We start from the raw sequence: 16,388 nt of genomic DNA, 5'->3' as shown, positions 1-16,388 counted from the left end.
GGCGCCACGGGTGATGCGGCGACGGTCGTCATCGCGGTCGACAACATGACCGCGGCGCAGGCGCAGAGCTTCTTCAATCAGGCGAGCCCGGAACCCTATGGCGCCTATGCCAACGGGTTGCTCGACCAGTCCGAGTTGTTCACTCGCCAGGTCGCGCTCCAGATGCACGGCACGCCGGCCCACGTCGACGGACCAAGCCTGTGGGGCCGCGCTTACGGCCAGCGGGGCAAGGGCAAGAACCAGGGCTTCAAATATGGCACCGACCAGAAGATCTATGGCGGCGCCATGGGGATCGATTTCCGCAACAATGGCCTGACGTTCGGCGTTGCGGGCGGCTACAGCCACGACAAGTTCGACTATCGCCTCGGCAACAGCCGCGGCAAGGGCAACGCCTATCAGTTCGGTGCCTACGTTGACTACGCGATGCCCGGCGGTCTCGATGTCGATCTCCAGGCGGCTTACGAGCATGGCAAGTATAGCGCGGTGCGGACGATCAACGTCACGTCGATCAACCGCACGGCCAATGCCAACTTCTCCGGCAACCTGTTCAAGGTCATCGGCACGCTTGGCTACAACGCCAACATGGGGGGCATGAAGCTGCGTCCGTTCGTCGGGCTCGACTACAGCGATGGGAAGATCAAATCCTTCACCGAGACCGGTGCGGGTGCGCTCAACCTGACGGTCAGCGAGATCAAGGTGCGGCAGACCGCCGCACTGGCCGGGATCGACTTGTCGAGCTCGCCGACCAGCGCGATCTCGCCTTATGGCCGGCTTGCCTATCGCTATGACCTCAAGCGTCACAATCGCGATGTGTCGGCGATCTTCAACGGTAACTCAGCTTCGCGCTTCACGGTCGAAGGCGTCGGACCGGGCCGGTCTGAGATCGACGCGGATGCGGGGCTGAACTTCAACGTCAGCCCGTCGACGGCGATCTTCGCGGGCTATGAAGGACGCTTCCGCAAGGGGTTGACCAGCCACGGCGCGTCGGTCGGGTTCCGCGTGGCCTTCGGCGGACACGAGGTGGCACCGCCGCCGCCTCCTCCTCCTCCGCCTCCGCCGCCTCCTCCGCCCCCGCCGCCGGCCACGCAGACCTGCGCCGACGGGTCGGTGATCGCGGTTGAGGCAGCGTGCCCGGTGCCGCCGCCGCCGCCGCCGCCGCCGCCTCCGCCGCCGTCGCAGGGCGAGCGCGGTTAAGCCGGGCGACTATCCGACTATAGCCTGAGAGGGGGCGGAGCAGCGATTGCTCCGCCCTTTTTCGTTGGGGCGATGTTCGAAGCCGGCGCGTCAGACCGGGAGGGCGGTGGTGTATTTGATCCGCTTCAAGGCGAAGTGGGAGGCGGAGGAGGCGACCGTCGCCTGGCGCAGCAGGTCCTGCATCAGGAACGCCTCATAATCGCGCACGTCGGCGACGACGATGCGCAGCATATAGTCCCACTCGCCGGTCATCGAATAGCATTCCATGATCTCTTCGCGCGACAGGATGAAGGCCTCGAGTTCGGCGCGGGCAGCGGGTTGCTGCGAGGCGAGGCGGACCTGGCAGATGACGTCGAGCCCGCGGCCAACCGCCGTCGGGTCGAGCAGGCGCACGGTCGCGCCGAGCACTCCGGACTCTTCCATCGCGTGGATCCGCCGCCAGCAGGAGGCGGGGGAGGACGACACCTGCTGCGCGAGCTGCGCGTGGCTGATGTCGCCGTGGCGCTGGAGCACGGCGAGAATGCGGCGGTCAACAGCGTCGAGAGTGGTACGGGCCATATTTATCATCTTTCGTACTAAATTGAATTGCGTGATCCAGCATAGCAGTCATTATGTCTAATTCTGGAACGAATTTTCATATCGAGCGTGTTATTGTTTCGAAATGAAGGGAAGGTTTTGTCGATGAAACTGATGACAGCCGATCCCGCAGCGACCATTTCTCGACATGGCGCACGCACGCCCGATCCCGCGGTCGATTGGCGGCGGGTGGCTTACTTGACGCTGCTATCGCGCGCGCTCGATACGCTCGAGGAACAGCAGCTCGTGCCTCAGAGGAAGATTCTCTACCAATTTTCGGCGCGCGGGCACGACATGGCGCAGGTCATGCTCGGCTTGAGGCTCGACCGGCCGCAGGACGCGGCATGCGGCTATTATCGCTCGCGACCGCTGCTGCTCGCGCTCGGAGTCGACCCCGAGGTCGCACTGGCCTCGGCGATGGCGCGCGAGGGCGGCTATTCAGGCGGGCGCGACATCGGGAGCGTGTTCAACTTCCCCAATCCGGCGGGCGCCTCGGCGCTACCGATGTGCGGCGGGGTGGGCGCGCAATATACCCCGACGGCGGGCTGGGCGCAGGCGATCGACTATCACCGCGCCGTACTCAAGGATCCGGCCTACGATCATGCCATCGCGGTAGCGCTGGGCGGTGACGCGTCGGTCGCGGCGAACGGCTTCTGGTCGGCGCTGACCATCGCGACGACGCAAGCATTGCCGATGCTGTTCTACATCGAGGACAACGGCTTTGGCATTTCGGTGCCGTCGGCGTTCCAGACTCCGGGGGGCGATATCGCCGCCAACCTTGCCAGCTGGCGCGGGCTCGACATCATCAGCGGTGACGGGACCGACCCGGCCGAGGCGGCGATGCTGGTCGATCGTGCAGTGGCGTTCGTGCGCGCGGGGCAGGGGCCATGCCTGCTGCGGCTGACCGTCCCGCGGTTGCAGGGGCATAGTTTCCAGGACACGCAGACCTACAAATCCGACGAACTGGTCGCGGCCGAATGGGCGCGCGACCCGCTGCCGAAATTGAAGGCGTATCTCGATGGGTCGCTGCTTGGGCAGGGCGAGTGGGAGCAGATCGAGCGGCAGGTCGACGCCGAGGTCGAGCGCGCGCGAGCGGCGGCCGAGGCGCGTCCGCTACCAACCACGCAGTCGGTGATGCGCAACGTCTTCTTTGAGGAAGGCGCGTTGCAGGCGATGGGTGGGCAGTTCACCGCCGGCTACGTGGCCCCGCCGATGAGCGACGAACCTGTGCCGGGGGGGCAGCGGATCAACATGGTCACCGCGATCCGGCGGACGCTCGACCATGAGCTCGGGGTCAATCCGCGGGTGGTGCTGTTCGGCGAGGATATCGGGCGCAAGGGCGGGGTGCATGCGGTGACGCTCGGGTTGCAGGACAAATATGGCGCGGCGCGGGTGTTCGACACCAGCCTGTCCGAGGAGGGCATTATCGGCCGCGCGGTGGGGATGGCGATCGCCGGGCTGATGCCGGTGCCCGAGATCCAGTTCCGCAAATATGCAGAGCCGGCGACCGAGCAGATTAACGACTGCGGGACGATGCGCTGGCGAACCGACAATCGTTTCGCGGCGCCGATGGTGGTGCGCATCCCGGGCGGATTCTTTAAATGCGGCGACCCCTGGCACAGCCAGACCAACGAGGTCGCGTTCATCCATAACCCGGGGTGGAAGGTGGCGGTGCCGTCCAACGCTGAGGACGCGGTCGGGCTGCTGCGGAGCGCGCTGCGCGGCAATGATCCGGTGATTTTTTTCGAACATCGCGCAATGCTCGACGCGGCGTGGGCGCGGCGGGCTTATCCGGGGGATGATTTCGCGCTGCCGTTCGGCAAGGCGAAGCTGACCCGCGAAGGCGACGACATCACGATCGTGACATGGGGGGCGATGGTGCCGCGCTGCGAGGAAGCGGCGCAAGGGCGGTCGGCCGACGTGATCGACCTGCGCACGCTGATGCCGTGGGACAAGGAAGCAGTGCTGGCGAGCGTGCGGCGAACGCGGCGGTGCCTGATCGTTCATGAGGATCTGCAGACCGCCGGGTTCGGAGCGGAGATTGCCGCGGTGGTGGCCGACGAGGCGTTTATCTATCTCGACGCGCCGGTCGCGCGCCTGACGATGCCCGACATCCCGAGCCCGCATAACCCGGTGCTGCTCGACTGGGCGGTGCCGTCGGTCGAGCGGATCGCGGCCAGGATCGACGAGCTGGTGGCGTTTTGATCGGCACGACGATGATCGAGGTGCGCGTCCCCGACGAGCAGGAGGGGACCAGAGCGGTCGTGCGCGCGTGGCTCAAGCAGGTCGGCGACGCGGTGGCGCTCGACGATCCATTGGTCGAGCTCGAGACCGACAAGGTAACGCAGGAGGTGTCGTCGCCCGGCGCAGGAGTGCTGTGCGAGATTTTGCTCGAGAGCGATGCCGAGGCTGAACCGGGGGCGCTGCTGGGGCGCATTTCGGTCGGTCAGGTTACTGGCAAGTCTGAGGAAAAATTGGTTGCCGAAGGTCCCTCGACTGCGCCCGGTATGGTCGGGGGAGGGGGCGGTGATGCTCGCTTTTCGCCATCGGTGAAGCGGGCGTTGAGGATGCATGAGGTTGATCCGGCGGCGATCGCCGGGACGGGGCGCGGGGGGCGGATCACGCGCGCCGATGTCGATATGTTCGTGGCGTCGCGCAGTTCAGCGAAGGTGGCGCCTCAGGCCTCTGCCGTGGGTGGCGTGACCAGCGTGCCGCACGACCGGATGCGACTTTCGATCGCCGGGAACATGCTCAATTCAGTGACTGTCGCACCGCATGTCACGGCGGTCTTCGAATGCGATTTGAGCGCGATCATCGCCCACCGCAAGGCGCATCGCGCGGCGTATGACAAGGACGGCGCGAACCTCACCTTCACCGCCTATTTCATCGCCGCTGCGACCGCCGCGATGCGTGCCGCGCCGGCGGTCAACAGCCGCTGGCACGACGACCGGATCGAGCAGTTCGAGGACGTCAATATCGGGGTCGGGACCGCGCTTGGCGACAAGGGGCTGATCGTCCCGGTGATCGCGCGCTGCCAAACCCAGTCGTTGCTCGGCATCGCGCTTCGGCTCGGCGAACTGACCGCCAAGGCGCGAGGCAACCGGCTAACGGGGGCTGACGTCAGGGGCGGGACCTTCACCATTTCGAACCACGGCGTGTCGGGGTCGCTGTTCGCCTCGCCGATCATCATCAACCAGCCGCAGTCGGCGATCCTTGGCATCGGCAAGACTGAAAAGCGCGTTGTCGTGCGCGAGGTCGACGGGCAGGACACGATCCAGATTCGCCCGATGGCCTATGTCTCGCTGACGATCGACCACCGCGTGCTCGACGGGCACCAGACGAATGCGTGGCTGAGCGCGTTCGTCGATGCGATCGAAAGCTGGCCAATCAATTGACCGATTGATCGGTCGGCTATTCCTGTTACCCGACGGTGAAGAGGGAGGCAGGATTTGGCGCGGACCCAGGCGGCCGATTACGAGCAGCGGCGCGCGGCGATCGTCGAGCAGGCCGCCGAGCTGTTCGCCGAACATGGTTTTCGGGGGTCCTCGGTGGCCGATCTCGCAAGCGCCTGCAACACGTCGAAGTCACTGATCTATCATTATTATCCGTCAAAGGAGGATGTCCTCTACGCGGTCATGCTGAGCCACATCGACCAGCTCGTCGGCGATGTCGACAAGGTCATGGCGGAGGACCTCGCGGCGCGCGCGGGGCTCGATCGGCTGCTGCATTTGTTCATGACCGACTATGTCGGCGCGGCAAGTCGGCAGAAGGTGCTGCTCAACGACCTCGCGCATTTGCCCGACGACAAGCGCCGCAGCATCGTTGCCAAGCAGCGCAAGCTGGTCGACGCAGTGCAGCGGTTGTTGATCGAGATTGATCCTGCGCTGGCGGGCGATCCAGTGCGCGCTCGCGTGCAGACGATGCTTCTGTTCGGAATGATCAACTGGACCCACACCTGGTTCGATGCGGCGGGGCCGGCGAGCGCCGACATGGTCGCCGACATGGCGCTCGCGCTGGTTGCGCCGGCGAGGGCCTGAGTCGGAGTCGGAGCCTGAGTCGGAGCGTCAGGCGTCGTAGTCTAGCTCGACGTCGTCGGTCAGCGGCACCGCCTGGCAGGTCAGCACATAGCCCGCTGCGACCTCTTCGGCGCTGAGGCCGTAATTGACCTTCATCGTCACTTCGCCGCTGATGAGTTTCGCGCGGCAGGTGGCGCAGACCCCGGCCTTGCACGCATAGGGCGCAGGCATTCCGCTCGCCCGGGCATTTTCGAGGATGCTGCCCTGCTCGGCGTCGAACACGACCGTGCGGCGGCGGCCTTCGAGGGTCAGCCTGACCTGGCGACCGGCGGCGCTCTGTTCGACCAAATGCATCGCGGCGGCCTGCGCGGCAGAGAGCTTACCGACGGTGAAGCGCTCGATCAGGATGCGCTCGGGCGGCACGCCGGCGTCGCGAAGGCCCGCCTCGACCGCGTCCATCATCGGGCCGGGGCCGCAGATGAAGGCGGCGTCGATCACCGCGGGGTCGACAAGGCTCGTCAGCACCTCGGCGATCTTGTCGGCATCGAGCCGGCCGTTGAACAGCTCGACATCCTCCTCCTCATGTTCGAGGAAATGATAGACCTGCAGCCGGTCCATGAAACGGTTCTTGAGCTCGGCGATTTCTTCCAGGAACATGATGCTGTTGCTGGTGCGGTTGCCGTAGAGCAGGATGAAGTCGCTGCCCGGTTCGGCGACGAGCGCGGTCTTGAGCAGCGACAGGATGGGGGTGATGCCCGATCCGCCGGCAAACCCGGCATAGGTCGCGCGTCGCGCGGGATCGAACGCCCAAGTGAAGCTGCCGTGGGGCGGCATGACTTCGATCCGGTCGCCGGGCTTGAGGGTGGCGTTGGCCCAGGTCGAGAAGACGCCGCCGGCGATCTGCTTGATCGCGACGCGCAGCTGCTGCTCATGCGGGGCGACGCACAGCGAATAGTTGCGGCGGATGTCCTCGCCCGCGATCTCGGTGCGCAGCGTGAGGTGCTGGCCGGGGGTGAAGCGGAAGGTGTCGCACAAGGCTTCGGGCAGGGCGAAGCGGAGCGAGATCGCATCGTCGATCTCGCGGCGGACTTCGGTGATCTCAAGGCTGTGGAAACCGGCGGACATTCAGGCTCCTAGTGACATTTGAAGCGGTCGAACGGCTCAAGGCAGTCGAGACAACGCCATAGCGCCTTGCACGGGGTCGAGCCGAAGCGGCTGACTTCGCGCGTCTCGGTCGATCCGCACTGCGGGCAGGCGACGACGTCGCTGCCGCGCGGGGAGGGCGGGGCGATGCCATAGGCGAGCAATTTGGCGCGGCCGGCGTCGCTGATCCAGTCGGTGGTCCACGGCGGCGACAGGATCGTTTCGACCGGGATCGCGGCGAACCCGGCGGCGTCGAGCGCGTCGCGGACCGATTGTTCGATAACGCGGGTCGCCGGGCAACCGGTGTAGGTCGGGGTGATCAGCACTGCCGGCGGGTGCCTGCGGACGCCGCGGACGATGCCGAGGTCGATCACCGAGACTGCTGGAATCTCGGGATCGGGAACGGTGGCGAGCGTCGCAAGGATCGCGGACTCCGCGGCGGCGTTGAGCTGCGTCACCACTTCGCGTCGGGGTAGGCGCGGGGAAGGTATTGCATCGTCGCGAGCAAGTGGCCAAGATGCTCGCTGTGGTGGCCGACGCGCCCACCGCGCACGGCATAGGGATAGACCGGCGCATCAAGCGTCGCCTCGGCGAGGACGCGCGTAACGGTCGCGTCGAATGCGGAGCGAAGCGCGGCCTTGTCGGCGGCGATCCCGGCGGTAGCAAGGCTCTGCTCGACCGAGTCCATGTCAAACAGTTCGTCGACGAAGCGCCAATACCAGTCGAGGCCATCGGTCATCCGTCGGCGGCTTTCCTCGGTGCCGTCGCCCAGCCGGATGACCCAGTCGGCCGACAGCTCGGCGTGATAGGTGACCTCCTTGGCCGCCTTGGTCGCGATCTCGGCGATGCGCGGGTCGGTCGAATTCTTCAGCGCCTCGAACAGGCCGAGGCTGTAGGTCGAGAAGAGAAATTGTCGCGCGATCGTCTGGGCGAAGTCGCCGTTGGGCTGTTCGACCAAGAGGCAGTTGCGATACGCCAGCACGTCGCGGTGGAAGGCCAAGCGGTCACCGTCGCGGCCCTTGCCCTCGAGCTCGCCGGCGTAGTTGAGGAACAGCGTCGCCTGGCCGATCAGGTCGAGCCCCAAATTGGCGAGGCTCAAGTCGACCTCAAGCACCGGCGCATGGCCGCACCAGTCGCCAAGCCGCTGGGCGAGGATGAGGCTGTCGTCGCCCAGGCGGAGGAGATAGTCGACATGCGCCGGGCGCCGCTCGGCGGCGACGACGGTGTCGGGCTGGATCGTCTGAAGCGACGGCATCACATATGCTTCAGTTCGTCGGGCAGGTCGTAGAAGGTCGGGTGGCGATAGACCTTGTCGGCGGCGGGTTCGAACAGCGAACCGGACTGGTCGGGGTCCGACGCGACGATGTCGGTCGATCGCACGACCCACATGCTGACCCCTTCCGAACGGCGCGTGTAGGCATCCCGCGCGTGGCGGATGGCGAGTTCGGAGTCGGGCGCATGGACCGACCCGACATGGCGATGGCTCAGCCCGCCGCGCGAGCGGAGGAACACTTCCCACAGCGGCCAGTCCTCGCTCATCAGGCGGCCTTTCTGGCATGGCGCTTCGCTTCATAGGCGTTGGCGGCTTCCCGCACCCAGGCGCCGTTGTCCCACGCCTTGCGGCGCGCCTGAAGCCGTTCCTTCGCGCACGGGCCTTCGCCGCGCACGACCGCGTAAAATTCTTCCCACACGATCGCGCCGAAGTCGTAGTGGCCGCGGTCCTCGTTCCATTCGAGGTCGGCGTCGGGGATTTTCAGCCCGATCAGCTCGGCCTGGGGAACGGTCGCGTCGACGAATTTCTGACGTAGATCGTCGTTGGTATCGCGCTTGATCCGCCAGCGCATCGAGCGTTCGGTATTGGGCGAGTTGTCGTCGGGCGGGCCGAACATCATCAGGCTCGGCCACCACCAGCGATTGAGCGCATCCTGCGCCATCGCGCGTTGCTCGGGGGTCCCCCCGGCCATCGCCATCATGATCTCATAACCCTGGCGCTGGTGAAAACTTTCCTCCTTGCACACGCGGACCATGGCGCGCGCATAGGGACCGTAGCTGGTGCGCTGGAGCGGCACCTGGTTCATGATCGCGGCGCCGTCGACCAGCCAGCCGATCGCGCCGATATCGGCCCAGGTCAGCGTGGGGTAATTGAAGATGGTGCTGTACTTGGCGCGCCCCGAGTGGAGCGCATCGATCATCTGCTCGCGGCTGGTGCCGAGCGTTTCGGCGGCGCAGTAAAGGTAGAGGCCGTGGCCGCCCTCGTCCTGGATCTTCGCGAACAGGATCGCCTTGCGGCGCAGGCTCGGGGCGCGGCTGAGCCAATTGCCCTCGGGCAACATGCCGACGATCTCGCTGTGCGCGTGCTGGCTGATCTGCCGCACCAGCGTCTTGCGGTACGCGTCGGGCATCCAGTCCTTGGGCTCGATGAACTCGTCGGCGGCAACGCGCGCCTCGAACGCGGCAACTTGGCCGGGGTCCTCCTGGCTGATCGGGGTGGGCGCAGTCTTGCCGAGTTCCCCGGCCCTGCCAAGCTCAGTCGTATACATCGCGTGTCTCCGGCGCCTGATATAGAATTAACCGACCGACCGGTCAATCAATTCAGTCCTTGTTGTTCGGCTGATTCATGTCATCGCGAAAGCGCGGGCTCTTCCGCTTCAGACGATCAGCCTCAAACGCGCTCGATCACCATCGCGATCCCTTGTCCGACCCCGACGCACATCGTGCACAGGGCGAGCTTTCCGCCGGTTTGCCGGAGCTGCTCGGTCGCGGTGAGAACGAGCCGCGCCCCCGACATGCCGAGCGGGTGGCCGAGCGCGATCGCGCCGCCGTTGGGGTTGATGTGGTCGCCGTCGTCGGGGAGGCCGAGCTGGCGCAGGACCGCGAGGCCCTGGCTGGCAAAGGCCTCGTTCAATTCGACGACGTCGATCGCGCCGATCGTCAGCCCGAGCCGGTCGAGCAGTTTGAGCGAGGCGGGAGCGGGGCCGATGCCCATGATCCGCGGCGGCACGCCAGCGGTTGCGCAGCCGAGCACGCGGGCGCGCGGGGTGAGGCCGTGGCGCTCCACCGCAGCGGCGCTGGCGACGATGATCGCGGCGGCGCCATCGTTGACCCCGGAGGCATTGCCGGCGGTGACGCTGCCGTCGGGGCGGACGATTGGCTTCAGCCGGCCAAGCTGCTCGACGCTCGTTTCGCGCGGATGTTCGTCGCGCGCGACGATGATGGGGTCTCCTTTCTTCTGGAGGATCGAGACGGGGACGATCTCGGCGTCGAACCGCCCGCTCGCCTGCGCGGCGGCGGCGCGGCGCTGGCTTGTCGCGGCGAAGCGGTCCTGGTCCGCGCGGGTGACATGATATTCGTCGGCGACATTCTCGGCGGTCTCGGGCATCGAATCGATCCCGTATTCGGCCTTCATTAGCCGGTTGACGAAGCGCCAGCCGATGGTCGTGTCATAGACCGCGCTGGCGCGGCTGAATGCGGTGTCGGCCTTGGGCATGACGAACGGCGCGCGGGACATGCTCTCGACTCCGCCGGCGACGATGAAGTCGGCTTCACCCGCCTTGATCGCGCGCGCAGCACAGGCGACCGCGTCCATGCCCGACCCGCACAGCCGGTTGATCGTCGTTCCCGGAACCTCGGCGCCGAGCCCGGCAAGCAGCGCCGCCATGCGCGCGACGTTGCGATTATCCTCGCCCGCCTGGTTGGCGCAACCGAACACGACGTCGTCGACGAGGGTCCAGTCAATCCCCGGGTTGCGTTCCTTCAGCGCGCGCAGAGGGATGGCGCCGAGGTCGTCGGGACGGACCGAGGCGAGCGCGCCGCCATAGCGACCGATCGGGGTGCGCACCGCGTCGCAGATGAAGGCGTCGGTCATGTCGGTCTCCACGGATATGCGGCCGAACTAGCAGAGGAAGTTTGTCGTTGCCAAGAATTGACCGACCGGGCAGTCTGTTAATTCACCAGCGGGACGAGCAGATGGGTTACGAGACGATCCGGTTCGAGGTCGAAGGCGGTGTCGCTCGGCTGACGCTCAACCGTCCCGAGCGGCTCAACAGCTTCACCGCGCAGATGCATGGCGAGGTCGCCGCGGTGCTTGGCGAGGTCGAGGAGGATGCGGTGATCCGCTGCCTGTTGCTGACCGGCGCCGGACGCGGCTTTTGCGCGGGACAGGACCTTGCCGACCGCGCGGTCGCACCGGGTGATGCGCCGGTCGATCTCGGCGACTCGGTCGAACGCTATTACGCACCGCTGGTCCGGCGGCTGGCGACCCTGCCGAAGCCGGTAGTGTGCGCGGTCAATGGGGTCGCGGCGGGGGCGGGGGCGAATATCGCGCTCGCCTGCGACATCGTCATTGCCGCGCGGAGTGCGAAGTTCATTCAGTCGTTCGCCAACATCGGGCTGATCCCCGATTCGGGCGGAACGTGGGTCTTGCCGCGACTCGTCGGCCAGGCGCGCGCGCTGGGGCTCGCGATGACCGCTGAGCCGCTATCCGCCGAGAAGGCCGAGCAATGGGGCCTGATCTGGAAATGCGTCGACGACGAGGCGCTCGAAGCGGAAAGCGGCGCGCTCGCCCGCAAGTTTGCCGCCGGCCCGACGCGCGGGCTCGCCGCGACCAAGCGCGCCATTCGCGAATCCGGGCTGCAAACACTGGACCAGGCGCTCGACAATGAGCGCGACCTGATGCGCGAGCTCGGCGGGAGCGCCGACTACCGCGAAGGGGTCGCGGCGTTCATGGCCAAGCGTGCGCCCGTGTTTACCGGCGGCTGATCGACAAGAGGCAGACCCGATGACCCTGATGCTCAACAATTATGCCGCCGACCAGTGGGTCGCGGCGACCGGCGGGGCGGTTCCGATCCTGTCCGCGATCGACGGTTCGACGGTCGCCGAGACGGGCAGCCAGGGGCTGGATTTCAAGGCAATGGCCGACCACGCGCGCGGTGTCGGCGGCCCGGCGCTGCGGGCGATGACGTTTCACGAACGGGCGTGGATGCTGAAGGCGCTCGCGCAGGCAATCATGGCGCGCAAGGAGGAGTTGTACGCGCTGTCCGCCTCGACCGGGGCGACGCGCCAGGACAGCTGGATCGACATCGAGGGTGGCGCGGGGACGCTGTTCGCGATGTCGTCCAAGGGCCGCCGCGAGCTGCCCGACGATGTCATCCTGATCGACGGCGAGATTGAGCCGATCGGCAAGCGCGGCAGCTTCATCGGCCAGCATGTCTATACCTCGCTGAAAGGGGTCGCGGTCCATATCAACGCGTTCAACTTCCCGGTGTGGGGAATGCTCGAGAAGCTCGGTCCGACATTGCTCGCGGGGGTGCCGGCGATCGTCAAGCCGGGCACCGCGACCGCGCACCTGACCGAAGCCGCGGTCCGGATCATGACCGAGGCGGGGGTGCTCCCGGCGGGCGCGGTGCAGTTGATCGTCGGCTCGGTCGGCGACCTGCTCGACCATCTGACGTGCCAGGACGTGGTGTCGTTCACCGGTTCGGCGGCGACCTCGATCAAGCTTCAGTCGCATCCCGTCATCGCGCGCGAAACGGTCCGGTTCATTGCCGAGCGCGACTCGCTCAACGCCTCGATCCTCGGCCCCGACGCGGGCCCCGACAGCCCCGAATTCGACCTGTTCATCGGTGAAGTCGTCAACGAGATGACGGTCAAGGCGGGGCAGAAATGCACCGCCATCCGCCGCGCCTTCGTGCCTGCGCAATGGCTCGACGCGGCTGAGGCGGCGCTCAGGCAGCGGCTCGGCGAGGTTGTCGTCGGCGATCCGTCGGTCGAGGGGGTGACGATGGGCGCGCTCGCCGGCCAGGCCCAGCTCGACGATGTCCGTGCCAACGCGAGGGCCATTGCAAGCCAGGCGCGGCTGGTATTCGGCGATCTCGATACGGTCGACGCGAAGGGTGTTGCGGCGGGCCAGGGGGCGTTCATTACCCCTTTGCTGTTCCGCGCGGACGATCCGTGGGCGGCCGATATCGTCCATGACGTCGAGGCGTTCGGGCCGGTATCGACGTTGATGCCCTATCGCGACCTCGACGATGCGATCGGCCTCGCCAATCGCGGGCTGGGATCGCTGGTCATCTCGTTCTTCACCCACGATCCGCTCATCGCGCGGCAATTCGTCCTCGGCGTCGGCGCGTTTCACGGACGGATCGTGATGATCGACCGCGACAGCGCGCGCGAGTCGACCGGGCACGGCTCACCGCTGCCCGGCCTGGTCCACGGCGGGCCCGGCCGGGCCGGCGGCGGAGAGGAAATGGGCGGGGTGCGCGGGGTCAAGCATTACATGCAGCGCACCGCGCTCCAGGGCAGCCCGCGTACGCTGAGTGGGGTTATTGACCGCTGGCTGCCCGGCGCGCCGCAGGACGATGCCGGGCCGCACCCGTTCCGCCTGCGCTTCGGCGAACTGCGCATCGGCAAAACCTTCCGCACCGCGCCGCGCACCGTCACGATCGAGGACATCGAGCATTTCGCCGAGTTCACCGGCGACAAATTCTACGCCCACATGGATGAGGAAGCGGCGGCGGCGAACCCGTTCTTCCCTGGCCGCGTCGCGCACGGGTATCTCATATTGTCCTTCGCAGCGGGTCTGTTCGTCGATCCCGCGCCGGGCCCGGTGCTGGCCAATACCGGGCTCGACAAGCTGCGCTTCGTGAAGCCGCTCGTTCCCGGCGAAGCGATGAAAGTCGCGCTGACGGTCAAGGCCAAGACCCGCCGCAACGACGACTATGGCGAGGTCCGCTGGGCGGTGACCGTGACCGACGGCGGCGACGACACGGTCGCGACCTACGAGCTCCTGACGATGAACGCGATCTGAGAGGCGGGCATCGTCGTCGTCATGCGCCTGCCAACGTGCGCGATCTACAAGCGCGCGTGACTCTTCCTGACCGTCTTCAGCGCGATCCAGCTGAACGCCCCGACAACAGGGACGGCAATCGCGACCACGGCATTGACCGAGAGTGGCCGAACGAAGGTCGCGAAGGGGTCAAGCAGATAATGCAGCAGACCCACGACATAGTAAGTGATTGCCACCACGGACAGTCCCTCGACCGTATGTTGCAGGCGAAGCTGCAAGTCGGTGCGGCGATCCATCGACTGGAGGAGGTCACGGCTCTGCTGCTCCACGACGGTCTCGATTCGCGTACGAAGAAGCGACGTCGCCTGATAGGAGTGCTCGGCCACCTGTTCCAATCGCCGCGATACCGAGAGACACGTCCGAACGGCGGGGGTCAGTCGCAATTCGGTGAACTCGGTCAAGGTCGGATAGCCTGCTACGCGACCTTCGGCGAGGCCAGCAAGGCGATCGGCAACGATCTGGGCGTAAGCTTCGGTGGCACTGATCCGGAACCGCGATTGCGAAGTCAGCCGCGCCAGTTCGGACGCGAGGCCCGAGAGGTCATTGAGCAGATCCGCATCCGATCGCTCGCCGCCTTGTGCCATTTCCGAAATCAGCCCGGTAAGCGTCGCCTCGATGTCGCGCAGCGAAGGGGTCAGTACCTGCGCTTCCGCGAGGCCGAGCAAGGCCATTTTCCGGTAATTGCCGATCTCCTGAAGTTGCTGGACGACACGCGCCGCCGCCGATCCGGTAAGCCCGCGATCCTGGACGAGCAGTCGGCCGAAGCCATCGTCATGCAGCCGAAAGTCCGCCCAGACCCGCGCCGCGCCATCGCCGACGTCGCAGCACACCAGATCTTCCTGTTTGAACAGGCCGAGCAGCTGGTCGGGGGTGACGACGGCCGATTGGTCGATCAGCGCGATCCGGGTCGCCCGGTAAATCGATCCGCCAACGCCGTCGATGCACTCTGCCAGGATCGGACCCTGACGGTCGATGCCGAAGATGTCATGCCCGTCGAATTCCATGATATGGGTAAGCGTGACGAACTCGGTATGTATTTCCCAATACAAGATTCCGCCCGCGCATGGCGCGCGGAAATGTCGCGCATTACCGAGCGGAAAACCGTTCAGTCTTTCGTGAAGTTGCGTGAAGTGTTCGCGCGCCCGCTTGAGGTCCGATTCATCGAACAGGATCAAAATCTGGCAGATTTCCGTTGGCGGCTTGAGCGGAGGAAATCGCCGCGCGTGCATCTCCTCCGTGAGGGCGAGTCGTAACGGGTGATCGGCGACGAGCGTCGCTGGCGAGAGATCCTGTTCGGACGGCATAGCGGCGACCTCTTCCATGCGAACGGACCCAAGAAGGTTCAATCGGTCATCGAACCACCGGACTGGTGAACACTAGATTCCCGCGTGACCGCCCAGTTTTGGCCTGAACGAGCGCGGATGGTTACGCCTGACAATAGGGTTGGAGGCCCGAGCCGGAATCGAACCGGCGTGCGAGGATTTGCAGTCCTCTACGTAACCACTCCGCCATCGGGCCGCGCGTGGAGGCCGCCCTCTTAGCGCCTGCGCCGTTGATGGCAACAGCCGGGTGAGAGGGCGGCAACCGGTTCAATAGCGGTAGTGGTCGGGTTTGAACGGGCCCTGCTGGGACACGCCAATGTACGCCGCCTGCTTGTCGGTCAGGGTGGTCAGCTTGACCCCGAGCTTCTCGAGATGAAGCATCGCGACCTTCTCGTCGAGGTGCTTGGGGAGGACATAGACGTCCTTGCCGTACTTCGCCGCGCCGTCCCACAATTCGATCTGCGCGAGCACCTGATTGGTGAAGCTCGACGACATCACGAAGCTCGGGTGGCCGGTGGCGCAGCCGAGGTTCACGAGGCGGCCCTTGGCGAGGATGATGATCTTCTTGCCGTCGGCGAATTCGACGAGGTCGACCTGCGGCTTGATTTCGGTCCACTTCATGTTGCCGAGGGCCGCAATCTGGATCTCGCTGTCAAAGTGGCCGATGTTGCACACGATGCTCATCGGCTTCATCGCGCGCATGTGATCGACGGTGATGACGTCGGCGTTTCCGGTCGCGGTGCAGAAGATGTCGGCGCGGGTAACCGCTTCCTCCATCGTCACGACCTCGAAGCCCTCCATCGCCGCCTGAAGCGCGCAGATCGGGTCGATTTCGGTGACCAGCACGCGCGCGCCTCCGTTGCGAAGCGACTGCGCTGAGCCCTTGCCAACGTCGCCGAAGCCAGCAACCACGGCGACCTTGCCGGCGAGCATGACGTCGGTGGCGCGACGGATCGCGTCGACGAGGCTTTCCTTGCAGCCGTAAAGATTGTCGAACTTCGACTTGGTCACACTGTCGTTGACGTTGATCGCCGGGAAGGGAAGCTTGCCCTGCTTCGACAGCTCATAGAGACGGTGGACCCCGGTGGTGGTTTCTTCCGACACGCCCTTGATGTTGGCGACGGTCCTGGTGAGGTAGCCCGGGCGGTCCTTGAGAAAGCGCGTCAGCGTCGCGGCGAAGATTTCCTCTTCCTCGTTGCTCGGGGTGAACAACGTCTCCCCGGCCTCGACCCGCGCGCCCCACAGCGCGAACATGGTGGCGTCGCCGCCGTCGTCGAGGATCATGTTGCAGGT

Annotated in this window: 15 protein-coding genes and 1 tRNA gene; 6 read left to right on the top strand and 10 right to left on the bottom strand. The window is 65.9% G+C overall.

Annotated features, from left to right (window positions below):
- Nucleotides 1–1,194 (top strand): autotransporter outer membrane beta-barrel domain-containing protein (locus Q0R27_RS12155; protein WP_293945154.1); only part of this gene is annotated, 1,194 nt, incomplete at its 5' end.
- Between the two features lie 90 nt (nucleotides 1,195–1,284).
- Here Q0R27_RS12155 and Q0R27_RS12150 read toward each other — a convergent pair.
- A complete protein-coding gene (locus Q0R27_RS12150) occupies nucleotides 1,285–1,752 on the bottom strand; it encodes an Lrp/AsnC family transcriptional regulator (RefSeq protein ID WP_293945152.1) in 468 nt (155 codons plus the stop codon).
- Nucleotides 1,753–1,875: 123 nt separating this feature from the next.
- Between Q0R27_RS12150 and Q0R27_RS12145 the strand changes: the two genes are divergently transcribed.
- From Q0R27_RS12145 to Q0R27_RS12135, 3 genes are read left to right on the top strand one after another with little or no spacing between them, the layout of a single operon-like run.
- Nucleotides 1,876–3,975 carry a transketolase C-terminal domain-containing protein gene (locus tag Q0R27_RS12145; protein ID WP_293945150.1) on the top strand — a complete coding sequence of 700 codons (2,100 nt, stop codon included), beginning with the start codon at nucleotides 1,876–1,878 and terminating at the stop codon, nucleotides 3,973–3,975.
- Between the two features lie 11 nt (nucleotides 3,976–3,986).
- Nucleotides 3,987–5,165: a 2-oxo acid dehydrogenase subunit E2 gene (locus Q0R27_RS12140; protein WP_293945148.1), complete on the top strand. Its 1,179-nt coding sequence runs from the start codon at nucleotides 3,987–3,989 to the stop codon at nucleotides 5,163–5,165.
- A 54-nt stretch (nucleotides 5,166–5,219) separates the two neighbouring features.
- Nucleotides 5,220–5,807 carry a TetR/AcrR family transcriptional regulator gene (locus Q0R27_RS12135; protein WP_293945146.1) on the top strand — a complete coding sequence of 196 codons (588 nt, stop codon included), beginning with the start codon at nucleotides 5,220–5,222 and terminating at the stop codon, nucleotides 5,805–5,807.
- A 27-nt stretch (nucleotides 5,808–5,834) separates the two neighbouring features.
- Here the strand turns inward: Q0R27_RS12135 and paaE are convergent, their stop codons facing one another.
- From paaE to pcaF, 6 genes are all read right to left on the bottom strand, one after another.
- On the bottom strand, nucleotides 5,835–6,911 hold the full coding sequence (gene paaE, locus Q0R27_RS12130; RefSeq protein WP_293945144.1) for a 1,2-phenylacetyl-CoA epoxidase subunit PaaE: 1,077 nt from the start codon (nucleotides 6,909–6,911) through the stop codon (nucleotides 5,835–5,837).
- 8 nt (nucleotides 6,912–6,919) lie between these two features.
- Nucleotides 6,920–7,387, bottom strand: coding sequence for a 1,2-phenylacetyl-CoA epoxidase subunit PaaD (gene paaD, locus Q0R27_RS12125; protein WP_293945142.1), 468 nt, complete (start codon nucleotides 7,385–7,387; stop codon nucleotides 6,920–6,922).
- On the bottom strand, nucleotides 7,384–8,184 hold the full coding sequence (paaC, locus tag Q0R27_RS12120) for a 1,2-phenylacetyl-CoA epoxidase subunit PaaC (protein ID WP_293945140.1): 801 nt from the start codon (nucleotides 8,182–8,184) through the stop codon (nucleotides 7,384–7,386). Before paaC ends, paaD begins: the two co-directional genes overlap by 4 nt.
- The gene (gene paaB / locus Q0R27_RS12115) at nucleotides 8,184–8,468 is read right to left on the bottom strand and encodes a 1,2-phenylacetyl-CoA epoxidase subunit PaaB (RefSeq protein ID WP_366080315.1); all 285 of its coding nucleotides are present in this window, start codon (nucleotides 8,466–8,468) and stop codon (nucleotides 8,184–8,186) included. The genes paaC and paaB overlap by 1 nt, the downstream gene beginning before the upstream one ends.
- Complete coding sequence (gene paaA / locus Q0R27_RS12110) at nucleotides 8,468–9,469, bottom strand: 1,2-phenylacetyl-CoA epoxidase subunit PaaA (protein WP_293945137.1); 1,002 nt, start codon at nucleotides 9,467–9,469, stop codon at nucleotides 8,468–8,470. The genes paaB and paaA overlap by 1 nt, the downstream gene beginning before the upstream one ends.
- Nucleotides 9,470–9,591: 122 nt before the next feature.
- Complete coding sequence (gene pcaF / locus Q0R27_RS12105; RefSeq protein WP_293945135.1) at nucleotides 9,592–10,794, bottom strand: 3-oxoadipyl-CoA thiolase; 1,203 nt, start codon at nucleotides 10,792–10,794, stop codon at nucleotides 9,592–9,594.
- Between the two features lie 101 nt (nucleotides 10,795–10,895).
- Between pcaF and paaG the strand changes: the two genes are divergently transcribed.
- Both paaG and paaZ read left to right on the top strand, forming a co-directional pair.
- Nucleotides 10,896–11,687, top strand: a complete 792-nt coding sequence (gene paaG, locus Q0R27_RS12100; RefSeq protein WP_293945133.1) for a 2-(1,2-epoxy-1,2-dihydrophenyl)acetyl-CoA isomerase PaaG — start codon at nucleotides 10,896–10,898, stop codon at nucleotides 11,685–11,687.
- A 19-nt stretch (nucleotides 11,688–11,706) separates the two neighbouring features.
- Nucleotides 11,707–13,734 carry a phenylacetic acid degradation bifunctional protein PaaZ gene (gene paaZ / locus Q0R27_RS12095; RefSeq protein WP_293945131.1) on the top strand — a complete coding sequence of 676 codons (2,028 nt, stop codon included), beginning with the start codon at nucleotides 11,707–11,709 and terminating at the stop codon, nucleotides 13,732–13,734.
- Between the two features lie 44 nt (nucleotides 13,735–13,778).
- Here paaZ and Q0R27_RS12090 read toward each other — a convergent pair whose 3' ends face one another.
- From Q0R27_RS12090 to Q0R27_RS12080, 3 genes are all read right to left on the bottom strand, one after another.
- Nucleotides 13,779–15,077, bottom strand: a complete 1,299-nt coding sequence (locus tag Q0R27_RS12090) for a DUF3422 domain-containing protein (protein WP_293945129.1) — start codon at nucleotides 15,075–15,077, stop codon at nucleotides 13,779–13,781.
- Between the two features lie 140 nt (nucleotides 15,078–15,217).
- A tRNA-Cys gene (locus Q0R27_RS12085) sits at nucleotides 15,218–15,291 on the bottom strand.
- A gap of 71 nt (nucleotides 15,292–15,362) precedes the next feature.
- The coding region (locus tag Q0R27_RS12080) for an adenosylhomocysteinase (RefSeq protein WP_293945127.1) at nucleotides 15,363–16,388 on the bottom strand (1,026 nt) is incomplete at its 5' end.

Source organism: Sphingomonas sp. (assembly GCF_025362505.1).
GTDB lineage: Bacteria > Pseudomonadota > Alphaproteobacteria > Sphingomonadales > Sphingomonadaceae > Sphingomicrobium.
This window is presented reverse-complemented; position numbering and strand designations above follow the sequence as displayed.